This is a genomic window from Schinkia acidoalkalinis (assembly GCF_054301215.1).
Window position 1 is genome coordinate 2,825,299 of record NZ_CP182573.1, and the last position, 15,205, is coordinate 2,840,503.

Genomic DNA, 15,205 nt, shown 5'->3' on the forward strand with positions numbered 1-15,205 from the left:
ATGAATGAGTGAACAAAAAAATTATCGAATTGAAACATTAGGAATACATGGTGGCTTACAACTTGATGAAGGAACTCGCGCACAAGGTACAGCCATTTATCCATCAAACGCTTATTTATTTAAGGATGCAGATCATGCAGCGAACTTATTTTCATTAGCTGAGCCAGGCTACATATATACTAGAATTCACAATCCAACTTGCACAGTCTTTGAAGAAAGAATTGCTCTTTTAGAAGGTGGGGTTGGTGCTTTATCAGTAGCAAGTGGATCTTCAGCGATTACTTTATCTATCTTAAATATCGCTGGAGCTGGGGATGAAATTATAGCCGCTTCATCGATTTACGGTGGTACGCATAATTTATTTGCACACACACTTCCGAAATATGGAATTGATGTTAAATTTGTTGATCCAATAGATCCAGAAAATTTTAAAGCGGCCATTACTGATAAAACAAAAGCAATTTTTTCAGAAACAATTGGCAATCCAAGCTTACAAGTGTTAGATATTGAAGCTGTTGCGAACATTGCACACGAAGCAGGAATTCCGTTAATCGTCGACAATACCTTTGCAACTCCATATCTTTGCAGACCAATCGAATTCGGAGCAGATATTGTTGTTCACTCTGCAACAAAATGGATTGGCGGCAACGGTACAACACTTGGCGGTGTGATTGTAGATGGCGGTAAGTTTGATTGGAATTCACCAAAATTCCCTGGATTTACAACTCCAGATCCTAGCTATAACGGTCTTGTATATGCAAGAGATATCGGTGCTGCTGCTTTCATTATTAAAGCAAGAGTGCAGTTGTTACGTGACATGGGTCCGGCATTAAGCCCATTTGCTGCTTTCCAATTAAGCTTAGGACTGGAAACATTACATGTTCGTATGAAAGAGCATATTGCCAACACTCGAAAAGTGCTTGAGTATTTACAGAACCATCCTGCGGTTGAATGGGTGTTGCATCCTGAACTAGAAAATCATCCATCTCATTCTTATGTAGCAAAATATTTACCTAAAGGTGCGGGCTCTGTTGTCGTCTTCGGTATTAAGGGTGGACGCGAAGCAGGCGCTAAATTAATTAACAGCGTCCAGCTTTGGTCACATGTTGCGAACGTTGGAGATGCAAAAAGCTTAATTATCCATCCAGCGAGCACAACTCATTCACAACTAAATGAGGAAGAACTGAAGGAATCCGGAGTAACCGAAGATTTAATCCGTTTATCTATTGGAATTGAAAATATTGATGATATATTAGAAGACTTAGAACAAGCAATTGAAAAAGCAACAGGAATTACATCTGGAAAAACAAGTGCGGCGAACTAATTATCAAGTTAAATATTTACATTGACACTTTGAAGAGGTCCATGCTAAAATTTCAAACGTGCTACTATATTAATATAACGCTTATAAACTCTTATCCAGAGAGGTGGAGGGATTGTGCCCTATGAAACCCGGCAACCGTCAGGCTTAAAATCATGACATGGTGCCAATTCACACCGAAGGTTATCACTTCGGAAGATGAGAGAAAGGGATGATCATAATGCCTTTCTGCTTATCTGCAGAAAGGCTTTTTCTATTATAGTATCATCATAGTGAAAAGTGTATAATAGCTATGGGAGAAGGTGAACGATTAGCATGATTACTTTAAAAGGTGTCGGAAAGATTTTTAAAACAAAAGTTGGCGAAGTCAGGGCCGTCAACGATGTTGATTTAACAATCAACAAAGGTGAAATATACGGTATAATCGGATATAGTGGTGCTGGTAAAAGCACGCTGATTCGTTTATTGAATAGACTGGAGCGGGCAACTACCGGAACGGTGGAAGTTGCAGGCCGGGATTTAACAAAGATTAGTGGTGCAGAACTCAGAAAAGCCCGACAAGAAATCGGGATGATTTTTCAACACTTTAATCTACTATGGTCACGAACGGTTCGGGAAAATATTGCTTTTCCACTTGAAATAGCCGGGGTTGATAAGGCTGAACGAATGAAAAGAGTGGACGAGCTTATTAAACTAGTAGGGTTAGAGGGTAGGGAAGACGCCTATCCATCACAGCTTAGTGGTGGCCAAAAACAGCGGGTTGGCATTGCAAGAGCCTTAGCGAATCGTCCGAAAGTGCTCTTATGTGATGAAGCCACTTCAGCACTTGACCCACAAACAACCGACCAAATCCTAGATTTGCTTGTTGATATTAATGAAAAGCTGGGGCTGACAATTGTGCTGATTACGCATGAAATGCATGTTATTCGCAAAATTTGTCATGAAGTGTCGGTTATGGAAAATGGTCGAATCGTTGAACAAGGACCTGTGCTTGAAGTATTCCGTAAACCACAGCAGTCCATTACAAGGCGGTTTGTTAAACAAGTGACAGAGCCTGAAGAAACAAGGGAGACGATTGACCACTTGTTGGAAAAATATCCGAACGGTAAGGTTATTCAGCTCGCATTCGTTGGAGACGATGCTGAACAGCCGCTCATAAATGATTTGATCCGTAAATTTGCGATTAATGTTAATATTCTTCAAGGTAAAGTTTCGCAAACACAGAGCGGCGCTTACGGAACCTTGTTCATTCATCTCGATGGGGAAGAATCAGAAATCGAACAAGCGATTACCTACATCCGTGAACAAAACGTGGAAGTGGAGGTGATCGACAATGCTTGAGACATTGCTGCCAAACGTGAATTGGGAAAAAATGTGGGAAGCCACAGTTGAAACCTTCTATATGACAGGGATTTCTGTCGTGTCGACCTTTATTCTTGGTATTATTCTTGGACTTTTATTATTTCTAACCGCAAAAGGTAATATTTGGGAGAATAAAACAATTAACACAATTGTTGCTGCATTTGTGAATATTTTCAGATCCATTCCCTTTATTATCCTGATTATATTGCTAATTCCATTTACAAAAGTCGTAGTAGGTACCATGCTTGGTGCCAATGCTGCTCTACCGGCTTTGATCATTGGTGCGGCACCATTCTATGCGAGAATGGTGGAAATTGCCTTAAGGGAAATTGACAAAGGCGTTTTAGAAGCAGCGAGAGCAATGGGGGCAAAAACAAGTACCATTATACTCAAAGTACTTTTGCCAGAATCAATGCCAGCTTTAATTTCCGGGATAACCGTTACAGCAATTGCGCTTGTCGGCTATACAGCGATGGCCGGTGTAGTAGGGGCAGGCGGTCTTGGTAACCTTGCATATTTAGAGGGTTTTCAGCGTAATCATAATGATGTGACTATTTTTTCGACAATTTTAATATTAGTTATTGTGTTTATCATTCAGTTTATTGGTGACATTGTCACTTCTAAAATAGATAAAAGATAACATCAAAGGGGGTTATACGAATGAAAAAATTATTGCTTTTATTGACATCACTGTTTGTTATTTTTGCACTTGCAGCCTGTGGTGGGGGAAATCAAAAAGAGGAATCAACAGGGGACAAACAAGGGGCTGCTACAAATGAAAAAGCAGCGGAGCCTGTTAAATTAGTTGTAGGGGCATCCAATGTGCCGCATGCTGAAATTTTGGAACATGCTAAACCAATCTTAGCTGAAAAGGGAATCGATCTTAAAATTGAAACGTTCCAAGATTACATTTTACCGAACAAAGCTTTAAATGAGAAAGAACTTGATGCTAACTATTTTCAACATATACCTTTCTTAGAAGCAGCAAAAAAGGAATTTGGTTATGATTTTGTAAATGCTGGCGGCATTCATATTGAGCCAATCGGTGTTTATTCACAAAAATATAAGTCACTTGAGGAACTACCAGAAGGTGCAAAAATCATTATGAGTAACTCTGTTGCTGACCATGGCCGGATGTTATCATTGCTTGAAGAAAAAGGATTAATCAAGTTAAAAGAAGGCGTTGATAAAACAACAGCAACTGTTGATGATATCGTAGAAAACCCTAAGAAATTAGAGTTTGTTGCAGATGTTGAAGCAGGACTTTTACCACAAGTATTTAAAAATGGTGAAGGAGATGCCGTGTTAATCAATGCGAACTATGCGCTTGATGCTGGTTTAGACCCTGCCAAAGATCCAATTGCAGTTGAATCTCCAGAAAATAATCCTTATGTAAATGTTGTGGCGGTTCGTGCAGGTGATGAAAATCGTCCGGAAATTAAAACGTTAGTAGAAGTTTTACAATCTAAAGAAATTCAGGACTTTATTAAAGAAACATACAAAGGTGCTGTTATTCCAGCTTCAAAGTAATGATGGATAAATAACTCTTAGTAGACATGAGGGCGCATGTATTGTGCCCCTCATGTCTATTTGTGCTGAACAGGGTGTGTTATTCTCATTTCCAATAAATGAATAGTAGTGAAATCATAAGCATGTTTTATACAAGATTACAGAAACTAAAAAAAATAATGGATTACTTTCTATACTTTACAATATAAATAGTGTTTTAATGGAGTTAACTCATAGTTGCGCAGTTGTTTCATTTGGTATAAGATTAGAATGAGAATAGATTGAGAATGATAGTTACCTTTTATTTAAAACATTGTAAATAAAGGGGCTATGATAATATGGAGGTATATATATGTCGTCTACTTTATCAATTAAAGATCTACATGTTGAGATTGAGGGAAAAGAAATTTTAAAAGGCGTTAACCTTGAAGTGAAGGGCGGCGAAATCCATGCCATCATGGGTCCTAACGGTACAGGAAAATCTACGCTTTCTTCCTCAATCATGGGACATCCTAAATATACAGTAACAAAAGGTAGTATTACATTGGACGGAAAAGATGTACTAGAGATGGCAGTAGATGAGCGTGCTCGTGCAGGCTTATTTTTAGCGATGCAATATCCAAGTGAAATTACTGGTGTTACAAACTCTGACTTTTTGAGATCTGCCATTAACTCTCGTCGCGGCGAAGGAAATGAAATTTCATTAATGAAATTTATTCGTTCAATGGACGAAAAAATGCAGTTTTTAGATATGGATCTTAATATGGCGCAACGCTACTTAAACGAAGGTTTCTCCGGCGGAGAGAAAAAACGTAACGAAATTCTGCAATTAATGATGCTACAACCGAAAATTGCAATTTTAGACGAAATCGATTCAGGCCTTGATATTGACGCCTTGAAGGTTGTTTCAAAAGGTATTAATGAAATGCGCGGCGAAGACTTTGGCTGCATTATGATTACTCACTACCAACGTTTATTGAACTACATTACACCTGATGTTGTGCATGTAATGATGCAAGGCCGTATTGTTAAGACAGGCGGAACAGAATTAGCAGAGCGCTTGGAAGCGGAAGGATACGATTGGATCAAAAAAGAGTTAGGAATCGAAGACGAAACAGTAGGTCAAGACGCTTAATAGTAGTGAGGAGGGATTTTGATGACGGTCGAAACAAAACTTCCATACGATTCTGAGTATGTAAGTTCATTATCCAATAATTTCGGTGAGCCTGATTGGTTAAAAACGATTCGCCTTGAGGCTATTCAAAAAGTAAACGGACTGCCACTGCCAAAAGCAGATAAAACAAAAATTGATAATTGGAATTTCACCAATTTCAAGCACGGTGTAAAAAAGGAGACCATCGTTTCTTTAGATCAGCTCCCAGAAGATATAAAAGCGTTGATTAATGTCGATGCAAAAGAACAAAACTTGCTCATTCAACGGAATGGCTCTGTTGCATATACTACTATATCAGAAGAACTTTCAAAGCAAGGTGTTATTTTTACTGATATTGTGACAGCAGCATCAAAACATAGTGAACTACTTCAAAAATATTTTATGACAAAAGCAGTGCGTGTTGATGAGCATAAGCTTACAGCGCTCCATGCCGCTTTAATGAACGGTGGTACATTTATTTATGTACCAAAAAATGTGGAAGTGAAGGAACCGCTGCAAGTCATCAATTGGCAAGACGAAGATATGGCACTTTTCAACCATGTCATTGTTGTTGCTGAAGACAATAGTTCTGTTACTTATATTGAAAATTACCTTTCTTTAGAACAAAAAGAAAATGTTGCTAATATTATTGCAGAAGTTATTGTTGGTACAAATGCAAAGGTTCATTATGGTGCAGTTGACCATTTTGCAAAGGGAATGACAACTTATGTCAATCGCCGCGGCGTTGTGGGCCGTGACGCTAGAATAGAGTGGGCCTTAGGCCAAATGAATGACGGTAATACCATTTCTGAAAATGTAACAAATTTAAAAGGCGACGGCTCTTTTGCTGATTCAAAAACAGTCACTGTCGGACGTGGTGATCAAAAGCAAAACATCACAACAAAGATCATCCATTTTGGTAAATATTCTGAAGGAAACATTCTAAATCACGGTGTTGTGAAGGATGAAGCTACAAATATTTTTAATGGAATTGGTAAAATTGAACATGGTGCAACGAAGTCAAATGCCGAACAAACGTCACGTATTCTTATGTTAAGCGAGAAGGCTCGAGGCGACGCCAACCCAATTCTATTAATTGACGAAGATGATGTTATGGCAGGACATGCTGCTTCTGTGGGCCGTGTTGACCCAGTACAGCTTTACTATTTAATGAGCCGCGGAATTCAAAAGAAAGAAGCAGAACGCCTGATTATTCATGGATTCTTAAAGCCTGTTGTCAATGAATTAGCGATTGAAAATGTAAAAAATCAGCTAGTTGAAGTGATTGAAAGGAAAGTTCGATAATGAATATTCAAGAAATTCGTAAACAATTCCCAATTCTACATCAACAAGTTAATAATCATCCACTTGTGTATTTAGATAGCGCGGCAACTTCTCAGAAGCCGGTACAAGTCATTGAGGCAGTGGACCGCTATTATCGTGAATATAACTCTAACGTACATCGCGGCGTACATACTCTAGGTACTTTAGCTACCGATGGGTATGAGGGCGCACGTGAGAAGGTTAGAAAGTTTCTTAATGCAAAATCAGTGCAAGAAATTGTCTTTCTTCGTGGTACAACAACCGGTTTAAATACGGTAGCGGCTAGCTTCGGGAGAGCTAATGTCGGAGAAGGCGATGAAATTGTCATCACACCGATGGAGCATCATAGTAATATTATTCCATGGCAACAGCTCGCAAAGGCAACAGGGGCCACGCTAAAATATATTCCATTGCAAGAGGATGGCACGATTGATTTAGCTGATGTTGAAAAAACAGTCACTTCAAATGCAAAGATTGTTTCTGTAACCTATGTTTCTAACGTTTTAGGAACAATTAATCCAATTAAAGAAATCGCAGCAATCGCACATAAAAATGGTGCTGTTATGGTCGTGGATGGCGCACAAAGCACACCACATATGAAGATTGATGTTCAAGATTTAGATTGTGATTTTTATGCATTCTCCGGTCACAAAATGTGCGGACCGACTGGAATTGGTGCCTTATACGGTAAGAAAGCATTATTGGAAAAAATGGAGCCGATTGAGTTTGGCGGCGAAATGATTGACTTTGTAGATTTATTTGATTCCACATGGAAAGAACTTCCGTGGAAATTCGAAGGTGGGACACCAATCATCGCTGGTGCGATTGGCTTAGGTGCAGCCATTGACTTTTTAGAAGAAATTGGTATGGATAAAATTGCCGAGTATGAACATAAGCTTGCTCATTATGCAATGGAAAAAGTGGGCGCAGTTGAGGGTGTTACAATTTTTGGACCAAAGGAAAGAGCTGGGCTTGTAACATTTAATATCGATGATGTTCATCCACATGATGTGGCCACCGTTCTTGATGCGGAAGGAATTGCTGTTCGTGCAGGTCATCATTGTGCCCAACCGCTTATGAAATGGTTAAAAGTTTCAGCGACTGCTCGTGCCAGCTTTTATCTTTATAATACCGAAGAAGAAATAGACGTCTTTGTTAAAGCATTAATAAAGACAAAGGAGTATTTTGGAAATGTCCTCTATTAATAGAAATATTGATTTAGATACGCTGTATCGTAAAGTGATTATGGACCATTATAAAAATCCTCGTAACCGTGGGGAAATGGAAGATGAAAGTGACATTACGATTAATATGAACAATCCAACCTGTGGCGACCGCATTCAATTGCAATTAAAGGTTGATAATGGCATTGTTACAGATGTTAAATTTGATGGTGAAGGTTGTTCAATCAGCATGTCTTCTGCTTCTATGATGAGCCAGGCTATTAAAGGCTTAAAGGTTGAAAAGGCACTAAGATTAGCCGAGATTTTTTCAAAAATGATGTTAGGTGAAGAGTACGACGACTCTGATTTAGATTTAGGTGATATTGAGGCTTTAGCCGGTGTTGCGAAGTTTCCGGCACGAATTAAATGTGCGACATTATGCTGGAAGGCAATGGAAAAGGGACTTGGCGAAGAAGAATAAATAAGGAGGGGACATCACGATGGCAAAGAAAATGCCGGAAATCGGTGATTATAAATATGGCTTCAGGGATAAAGATGTTTCAATTTTCAGGTCCAAGCGTGGACTAACAAAAGAGATTGTTCAAGAAATCTCTAAAATGAAACAAGAACCACAATGGATGCTTGATTTTCGTTTAAAATCATTAGATTTATTTTATAAAATGCCAATGCCGCAATGGGGCGGAGATTTAAGTGAATTAAATTTTGATGAAATTACCTATTATGTGAAGCCCTCTGAGAAATCTGAAAAGTCATGGGATGAAGTTCCAGAGGAAATTAAAAATACATTTGACAAACTCGGTATTCCAGAAGCAGAACAGAAGTATTTAGCTGGTGTTTCTGCACAATATGAATCTGAGGTTGTTTATCATAATATGAAGCAAGACCTTGAAGAATTAGGAATTGTCTTCAAAGATACAGACTCTGCGTTAAGAGAAAATGAAGATATTTTCAAAAAATACTTTGGTACAGTTGTTCCACCTGCTGACAATAAATTTGCAGCGTTAAATTCAGCTGTATGGTCTGGCGGATCCTTTATTTATGTACCAAAAGGTGTAAAGGTAGATACGCCGCTACAAGCGTATTTCCGCATTAACTCAGAGAACATGGGACAATTTGAGAGAACATTAATCATCGTTGATGATGATGCATCTGTGCATTATGTTGAAGGATGTACAGCACCTGTTTACACAACAAATTCATTGCATAGTGCGGTTGTTGAAATTATCGTAGGTAAAAATGCATACTGTCGTTATACAACAATTCAAAACTGGGCCAACAACGTCTACAACCTTGTAACGAAGCGTACAACTGTTGACGAGAACGGTACAATGGAATGGATTGATGGTAACATCGGCTCTAAGTTAACGATGAAATATCCTGCATGTATCTTAAAGGGTGAAGGTGCACGCGGCTTAACACTTTCCATTGCAATCGCCGGTACAGGTCAGCATCAGGATGCAGGAGCGAAGATGATTCACTTGGCACCAAATACATCTTCAACAATTGTATCTAAGTCCATTTCTAAACATGGCGGTAATGTAACATACCGTGGTGTTGTTAAATTTGGCCCTAAAGCAGACGGCTCACGTGCAAATGTTGAATGTGACACATTGATTATGGATAATAAATCAAAGTCAGACACAGTTCCATATAATGAGGTTCATACAGAAAATATTTCGCTTGAACATGAAGCGAAAGTTTCTAAGGTATCAGAAGAGCAATTGTTCTACCTTATGAGTAGAGGTATTTCAGAGCAAGAAGCAACAGAAATGATCGTTATGGGCTTTATCGAGCCATTTACACGTGAACTTCCAATGGAATATGCGGTTGAAATGAACCGTTTAATCAAGTTTGAAATGGAAGGTAGTATCGGTTAATATTCAATATATTTCGCTAATTTTCGACTCGGGGCTAGCTTAACAGCCCCGAGTTTTGTTATATTTGGGTCATGCAGTGCAGGGGAGAGGGTTGTGAGTTAGAATGGAATGGGTAGTTTTGTTTATTGTTGGGGTGTTATCAGGGGTTATCGGTGGTTTAGTTGGTCTTGGCGGGGGGATCATTACGGTTCCTTCCTTGATTTTCATTAGTACCTATACAGCGTTGATTGGTCATATATCACCACAAATTGCTGTTGGGACTTCATCGTTAGTCGTTATAGCCACCGGATTATCTTCTACGTTAACGTACATAAAGCTGAAAAAGGTAGATTACCTTAGCGGATTATTATTTTTTATTGGCAGCGCTCCAGGTTCGATTGTCGGGGCGATGACGAATAAATATTTAAACGCAGAGGAGTTTAACCTTTATTTTGGTATTTTTATTATCTTTATTTCGTTTGTATTAATGATTCGGGGAAAATTAAAGCCTATCGCACCTTCCACAAGCCGTTTACAGATTGTTAGAACGAGCGTTGATGAGCGGGGGGATACGAATACATACGGATTTCATATTATTTTTGCAACCATTATTTCTTTTATCGTGGGCTTTTTAGGGGGATTATTCGGAATCGGTGGCGGATCCTTAATGGTTCCGGTTATGTTGTTATTATATCGTTTCCCGCCGCATATTGCTGTTGCGACGTCAATGTTTCTTATTTTTCTATCGTCCACAGTCAGTTCCTATACCCATTTTTCGCTCGGTAATATCAATTGGTGGATTGCCATTGCCTTGATACCAGGGGCATGGATAGGAGCAAAATTGGGTGCCATTATAAATCAACGCTTACAGGCTGATACCTTAGTTAAAGTCTTGCGTATTGTCTTAATCATTATTGGCATTCGTTTAATTATTTAATCATTAATCGGACAATCACCTACACGTATTCTCCTATTCTTCATAAAGTGATAATAGAAAGGGAGTGTGATGTGTATATGATTAAAATGGAGCCGATTAAAATTGAGAATCAGCAATTTACGGCCATTACAGTTGCATTGCCTAAAACAAACTTTTTGGCTGTGACTTCAGATAAAGGATATATTATGTGTGGTGCCTTAGATGTGGCATTGTTGAATGAAAAGCTAAGGGATCGAGGAATTATTGCCGGGAGAGCGGTTGGTGTCAGGACAATCGAACAATTGCTTGAGGCTCCACTCGAATCCGTTACCATAGAGGCTGAGAAATATGGAATAAAGGTTGGAATGAAGGGGAAGGATGCTTTGTTAAAGATGCTGTAGCTACCATACTTCTTCCTTGAAGCTAAATTAAAGTGTCTGGGAGAATTGGTCCCAGATATTTTTTTTATATTATTAATGTAATTCTGTTCCTTATAGTATTAATTTGATATTATATAAGCAAATAGTGATTATTTTGGAAACTAAGGGGAACGGTAGACGATGAGGATAATTGCAACTAATTCATTAACACCGGGTGTGACCCTAGCCATGCCTGTCTTGAATGGCGAAGGGAAAGTATTAATTAGTAACGGAATACCGCTGACGGAGCGAATGATTAAGCGATTAATAGATTTTGGAATTTCATATGTTTATATCTTGGATTCTTTTACAGACGACATTCATATAAAACCTCCCATTACCCAGGAAACCCGCAAAGAAGCTATTAAAACTATAGAAAAAACATTTGAAATTGTAAAAAGTGGAGATTCTTTATCAAAAGTATTTGTTAGTGAGCGATTAGATAAAAAGTTTTCAATGGTTGTTCGTGATATATTAGATCAAATAAAAGGTCATAAGAACATTATTTCCCTATTAACAGACATTTCCACCCATGATCAGTACATAGTTACGCATTCATTAAATGTCACTATTTATAGTCTTGCTCTTGGGGTAGAACTAAAATTACCTCAAAAACGATTGGAAGAACTGGGGATGGGGGCGATGCTTCATGATGTTGGCAAGCTACTGGTTCCCCTTGAAATTCTAACAAAGCCGAGTAATTTATCGAATGAAGAATTTGATGTTGTAAGAAAACATTCTAAAGATGGTTTTAATATTTTAAGAAATATTCCCAATATTCCTCTAGTTGCGGCGCACTGCGCTTATCAACACCATGAACGGTTAGATGGAAACGGCTATCCTAGAGGATTGGTCGGTGATGATATTCACTATTATAGCCGCATTGTAGCAATAGCAGATGTCTATGACGCAATCACATCAAACCGCGTCTACCGTCGAGCAATGCTACCAAATGAAGGTCTTGAAATCTTATATGCTGGTGCTGACACGCTATTTGAGAAGGGCATGATTGAAGCCTTTCGAAAGTCGATTGCCGTATATCCTGTTGGCCTTTCAGTACATTTAAATGATGGGCGAAGGGGCATTGTTATTAAGCAAAATATTGGGACAAGCGATCGACCTGTGGTTAGAATTTTAGAAGAAAGCGGAGTTCGCTTACAAAGGCCATATGAAGTAGATTTAATGAAAGAATTATCAATTATAATTGTCGAAACAGATACAACGTTAATCGGAAAAAATGAAATAGTCCTCCCGTAACAAACATAGATTGTTGGTAAGGGGGGATTTTTTTTGGCAAAATTCAGGCGGCGTTATTCAAGAAGAGGACCCTTGCCTTTCCGTGTTGTTTTAGTTTTAACATTTATAATCTTTGTATTTTTCACCTTCCAAGGTTTATGGATTATAAATAAAGGAATTCAACCGACCTTAATGAGCATTGCTGAAAGCAAAGCAGAACAATTTGCAACCCTTGCTATTAATGAAGCGTTAAGAAAAAAGATTGCTGAAGATACTGAAAAAATTGATGAATTAGTGCTTGTTGAAAAATCGGAAGATGGCAGGATTTCAACGATTGGTTGGAATACATCGGCGATGAGAACCTTTCTTTGGGATACAACTCAAACTGTTCAAGATTATTTGCATGCTGTAGAAAAAGGAGAAATTCCACCATCACAATTTTATTCAGACCAACAGGTACCAGCTCAGAATCAGAAAAAAGGCATTATTGCTGAAATTCCCTTAGGGCAGTCTAGTGGGAATGTATTATTAGCCAACCTGGGACCAATCATCCCTGTTCGTTTTACGATGGTTGGGGAAGTGAATTCCGATGTTATTAAAAAAGTGACAGAGCACGGCATTAATAATGTATTAATCGAGCTTTTTATTCATATTAAGGTTAAATTAAAAGTCATCATTCCGTTTGAATCCAAGATGACGACGGTTACAACAAATATTCCAATTGATATAAGGAATATTCAAGGTGAGGTACCATACTTTTATAATAGCGGAGAAGGCGGAAATCCTTCCATTGAAGCGCCTCTCCCATAGGAACAAGAGGGGGGCGGTTCTACGAGAACCCCCCCGTGTTCCATTATTTTTTTCGATACCGTTCTTGTCGTTCCCAATTGCGCAATTGTGGGTATGGGTCATAGGACCATTCGGTGAATCCGTTGTCCTTATAAAGTCCATAATGCAGATGCGGAGGAAACTTTCCCGATGTTCCAGGCGGGCCATAACCAGAGCTTCCAACGTATCCAATCACTTGCCCTGCTTCGATAAGCTGCCCTGCCTTAAGTTTTCCCTCAAAACCTGATAAATGGGCATAGTAGTGGTAATTATTATTAAGATCACGAATACCTACGCGCCAACCACCATATTTATTCCAGCCCTTCAGCTCAATCACCCCATAGGTTGTTGAACGGACCGGCGTTCCATAACCAGCAAAAATATCAGTGCCTTCATGGATGCGAATACCGCCCCAACCTCGGCGATCTCCCCATGTACTCCGATAGGAATAATTCCATTTTAGCGGAACAGGAAAGGCATGCTTTTCCGTGATATTTAAGCCGTATGCTTCAAATAATCGGGCATTGTTTACGATAATCCCAACTGATTTATCACGTTGATAATATTCCCAAAGTGCAATTTTAATATTTTTTTTATCAAAACCAAAGGATGAAATATAATGTGCAAATGTAAACAAAACATCCTCATCATTAGTAAGGTCAGCTAATCCATCGTCATTTCCGTCAAGGCCCATTCCACCGAAGAATTTAATCGATTTTGCGTTTTTATCATCGAGTTTAGGATTTAGCGGGCCCACCCATTGCCGGGGGGGAAAATAAATGCCGATTAAGCCCTCTTCCTTAGGAATATCGCGACGAGCCCGGCGTACACTTCGTTCGTATTGATCGATGGCTGCGATGTAATACCAAGGTATCTGTGTTAAGGTTTCAATTTTTTTATACAAAGCCATTCTTTCAACATAAATATTTTCAGGTGCTGGTGCAGCTCTCGATATGTTTGGGTGTATACTCAAACAAAAAGCAAGGGTGAGTATATAAATGACTGTTCGTTTCACAACGTCAAATTCCCCTTTCACATTTAGATAATATTTTTAGTTTGCAAAGAAATCAAAAATTAATAGTTGGAAAATGAAGTTAACTTTATGGTAAATTGAACACAATAGTAATAGAGGATTGGAGTGATAAAATGTCGAGTCAATACAAAAGAAAACCTGAATGGCTAAAAATAAAATTGAATACAAATGAAAATTATACGGAATTAAAAAAGCTGATGCGAGGTAAGGAATTACATACCGTTTGTGAGGAGGCAAGATGTCCGAACCTTCATGAATGCTGGGGACAAAGAAGAACGGCGACATTTATGATCCTTGGTGATGTGTGTACAAGGGCTTGTCGTTTTTGTGCAGTTAAGACTGGTTTACCTACAGAAACAGACTGGGAGGAGCCGAAAAGGGTTGCTGATTCTGTAAAAGCAATGAATTTGAAGCATGTTGTCATTACAGCTGTTGCCCGCGATGATTTGGATGATGGCGGTGCGTCCATATTTGCTGAAACAATCAGGGAGGTTCGGAAAAGCTCGCCGTTCACTTCAATCGAAGTATTGCCGTCAGATTTAGGTGGAAGGATTGAAAATTTACAGCTTTTAATGGAAGCAAAGCCTGATATTTTAAATCATAATATTGAAACAGTAAGGCGTTTATCAGACCGGGTTCGTTCCAAAGCGAAATATGACCGGTCACTTAAGTTCCTATATAATGCCAAACAATTTCAGCCAGCTGTTCCAACAAAGTCGAGCATCATGATTGGCTTAGGCGAAACGATCGAAGAAATCATCGAAGCAATGGATGACTTGCGGGCGCATGATGTTGATATTTTAACGATTGGCCAATATTTACAGCCAACGAAAAAGCATTTGCCGGTAGAAAAGTATTATCATCCTGATGAATTTGCTAAGCTAAAAAGGATCGCCTTAGAAAAAGGGTTTAAACACTGTGAATCCGGGCCGCTTGTGCGGTCATCTTATCATGCCGATGAACAGGTTGAGTCGGCTGTTAAAAACAGCAATACAGGAAAAATAGAAAACCATTTTGACAATGAAAGCTATGCCTAAGAAATGTCATGGATAAGGTAGTTTGAAT

General features: G+C 38.8%; 15 protein-coding genes and 1 riboswitch. Of the genes, 14 read left to right on the forward strand and 1 reads right to left on the reverse strand.

Going from position 1 to position 15,205, the window contains the following annotated elements; translation table 11 throughout:
• The first annotated feature begins 4 nt into the window (after positions 1 to 4).
• The 13 genes from ACNQFZ_RS14275 to yunB all read left to right on the forward strand — a co-directional run bounded on the left by ACNQFZ_RS14275 (position 5) and on the right by yunB (position 13,089).
• Positions 5 to 1,324, forward strand: a complete 1,320-nt coding sequence (locus ACNQFZ_RS14275) for an O-acetylhomoserine aminocarboxypropyltransferase/cysteine synthase family protein (RefSeq protein WP_458412001.1) — start codon at positions 5 to 7, stop codon at positions 1,322 to 1,324.
• An 88-nt stretch (positions 1,325 to 1,412) separates the two neighbouring features.
• A riboswitch (SAM riboswitch) is annotated at positions 1,413 to 1,526 on the forward strand.
• Positions 1,527 to 1,636: 110 nt separating this feature from the next.
• Complete coding sequence (locus ACNQFZ_RS14280; RefSeq protein WP_458412002.1) at positions 1,637 to 2,662, forward strand: methionine ABC transporter ATP-binding protein; 1,026 nt, start codon at positions 1,637 to 1,639, stop codon at positions 2,660 to 2,662.
• Positions 2,655 to 3,323 carry a methionine ABC transporter permease gene (locus ACNQFZ_RS14285; protein ID WP_458412003.1) on the forward strand — a complete coding sequence of 223 codons (669 nt, stop codon included), beginning with the start codon at positions 2,655 to 2,657 and terminating at the stop codon, positions 3,321 to 3,323. The genes ACNQFZ_RS14280 and ACNQFZ_RS14285 overlap by 8 nt, the downstream gene beginning before the upstream one ends.
• Positions 3,324 to 3,343: 20 nt before the next feature.
• Entirely contained in the window at positions 3,344 to 4,213 is an 870-nt protein-coding gene (locus tag ACNQFZ_RS14290; protein ID WP_458412004.1) for a MetQ/NlpA family ABC transporter substrate-binding protein, read from the forward strand.
• A gap of 331 nt (positions 4,214 to 4,544) precedes the next feature.
• The gene (gene sufC / locus ACNQFZ_RS14295; RefSeq protein ID WP_458412005.1) at positions 4,545 to 5,327 is read left to right on the forward strand and encodes a Fe-S cluster assembly ATPase SufC; all 783 of its coding nucleotides are present in this window, start codon (positions 4,545 to 4,547) and stop codon (positions 5,325 to 5,327) included.
• A 21-nt stretch (positions 5,328 to 5,348) separates the two neighbouring features.
• Positions 5,349 to 6,650 (forward strand): Fe-S cluster assembly protein SufD, encoded by a 1,302-nt coding sequence (gene sufD, locus ACNQFZ_RS14300; RefSeq protein ID WP_458412006.1) that lies wholly within the window; start codon positions 5,349 to 5,351, stop codon positions 6,648 to 6,650.
• Complete coding sequence (locus ACNQFZ_RS14305) at positions 6,650 to 7,873, forward strand: cysteine desulfurase (RefSeq protein WP_458412007.1); 1,224 nt, start codon at positions 6,650 to 6,652, stop codon at positions 7,871 to 7,873. Before sufD ends, ACNQFZ_RS14305 begins: the two co-directional genes overlap by 1 nt.
• Positions 7,860 to 8,312, forward strand: a complete 453-nt coding sequence (gene sufU, locus ACNQFZ_RS14310; protein WP_458412008.1) for a Fe-S cluster assembly sulfur transfer protein SufU — start codon at positions 7,860 to 7,862, stop codon at positions 8,310 to 8,312. The genes ACNQFZ_RS14305 and sufU overlap by 14 nt, the downstream gene beginning before the upstream one ends.
• 19 nt (positions 8,313 to 8,331) lie before the next feature.
• A complete protein-coding gene (sufB, locus tag ACNQFZ_RS14315) occupies positions 8,332 to 9,729 on the forward strand; it encodes a Fe-S cluster assembly protein SufB (protein ID WP_458412009.1) in 1,398 nt (465 codons plus the stop codon).
• A gap of 103 nt (positions 9,730 to 9,832) precedes the next feature.
• On the forward strand, positions 9,833 to 10,645 hold the full coding sequence (locus ACNQFZ_RS14320) for a sulfite exporter TauE/SafE family protein (RefSeq protein WP_458412010.1): 813 nt from the start codon (positions 9,833 to 9,835) through the stop codon (positions 10,643 to 10,645).
• Positions 10,646 to 10,722: 77 nt separating this feature from the next.
• Complete coding sequence (locus tag ACNQFZ_RS14325) at positions 10,723 to 11,025, forward strand: YunC family protein (RefSeq protein ID WP_458415398.1); 303 nt, start codon at positions 10,723 to 10,725, stop codon at positions 11,023 to 11,025.
• 159 nt (positions 11,026 to 11,184) lie between these two features.
• Positions 11,185 to 12,300, forward strand: coding sequence for an HD-GYP domain-containing protein (locus ACNQFZ_RS14330; protein WP_458412011.1), 1,116 nt, complete (start codon positions 11,185 to 11,187; stop codon positions 12,298 to 12,300).
• Between the two features lie 33 nt (positions 12,301 to 12,333).
• Positions 12,334 to 13,089 (forward strand): sporulation protein YunB, encoded by a 756-nt coding sequence (gene yunB, locus ACNQFZ_RS14335; protein WP_458412012.1) that lies wholly within the window; start codon positions 12,334 to 12,336, stop codon positions 13,087 to 13,089.
• A gap of 43 nt (positions 13,090 to 13,132) precedes the next feature.
• Here the strand turns inward: yunB and ACNQFZ_RS14340 are convergent, their stop codons facing one another.
• Positions 13,133 to 14,122: a M23 family metallopeptidase gene (locus ACNQFZ_RS14340; protein WP_458412013.1), complete on the reverse strand. Its 990-nt coding sequence runs from the start codon at positions 14,120 to 14,122 to the stop codon at positions 13,133 to 13,135.
• Between the two features lie 131 nt (positions 14,123 to 14,253).
• On the opposite strand from ACNQFZ_RS14340, the gene lipA reads away from it, so the two are divergent.
• Positions 14,254 to 15,177, forward strand: a complete 924-nt coding sequence (gene lipA, locus ACNQFZ_RS14345; RefSeq protein ID WP_458412014.1) for a lipoyl synthase — start codon at positions 14,254 to 14,256, stop codon at positions 15,175 to 15,177.
• Positions 15,178 to 15,205: the final 28 nt, after the last annotated feature.

Excerpts from the sequence above, each read along its gene's own strand:
- ACNQFZ_RS14275 (WP_458412001.1), top strand. The coding sequence starts at position 5 with ATGAGTGAACAAAAAAATTATCGAATTGAAACATTAGGAATACATGGT.
- ACNQFZ_RS14280 (WP_458412002.1), top strand. The coding sequence starts at position 1,637 with ATGATTACTTTAAAAGGTGTCGGAAAGATTTTTAAAACAAAAGTTGGC.
- ACNQFZ_RS14285 (WP_458412003.1), top strand. The coding sequence starts at position 2,655 with ATGCTTGAGACATTGCTGCCAAACGTGAATTGGGAAAAAATGTGGGAA.
- ACNQFZ_RS14290 (WP_458412004.1), top strand. The coding sequence starts at position 3,344 with ATGAAAAAATTATTGCTTTTATTGACATCACTGTTTGTTATTTTTGCA.
- sufC (WP_458412005.1), top strand. The coding sequence starts at position 4,545 with ATGTCGTCTACTTTATCAATTAAAGATCTACATGTTGAGATTGAGGGA.
- sufD (WP_458412006.1), top strand. The coding sequence starts at position 5,349 with ATGACGGTCGAAACAAAACTTCCATACGATTCTGAGTATGTAAGTTCA.
- ACNQFZ_RS14305 (WP_458412007.1), top strand. The coding sequence starts at position 6,650 with ATGAATATTCAAGAAATTCGTAAACAATTCCCAATTCTACATCAACAA.
- sufU (WP_458412008.1), top strand. The coding sequence starts at position 7,860 with ATGTCCTCTATTAATAGAAATATTGATTTAGATACGCTGTATCGTAAA.
- sufB (WP_458412009.1), top strand. The coding sequence starts at position 8,332 with ATGGCAAAGAAAATGCCGGAAATCGGTGATTATAAATATGGCTTCAGG.
- ACNQFZ_RS14320 (WP_458412010.1), top strand. The coding sequence starts at position 9,833 with ATGGAATGGGTAGTTTTGTTTATTGTTGGGGTGTTATCAGGGGTTATC.
- ACNQFZ_RS14325 (WP_458415398.1), top strand. The coding sequence starts at position 10,723 with ATGATTAAAATGGAGCCGATTAAAATTGAGAATCAGCAATTTACGGCC.
- ACNQFZ_RS14330 (WP_458412011.1), top strand. The coding sequence starts at position 11,185 with ATGAGGATAATTGCAACTAATTCATTAACACCGGGTGTGACCCTAGCC.
- lipA (WP_458412014.1), top strand. The coding sequence starts at position 14,254 with ATGTCGAGTCAATACAAAAGAAAACCTGAATGGCTAAAAATAAAATTG.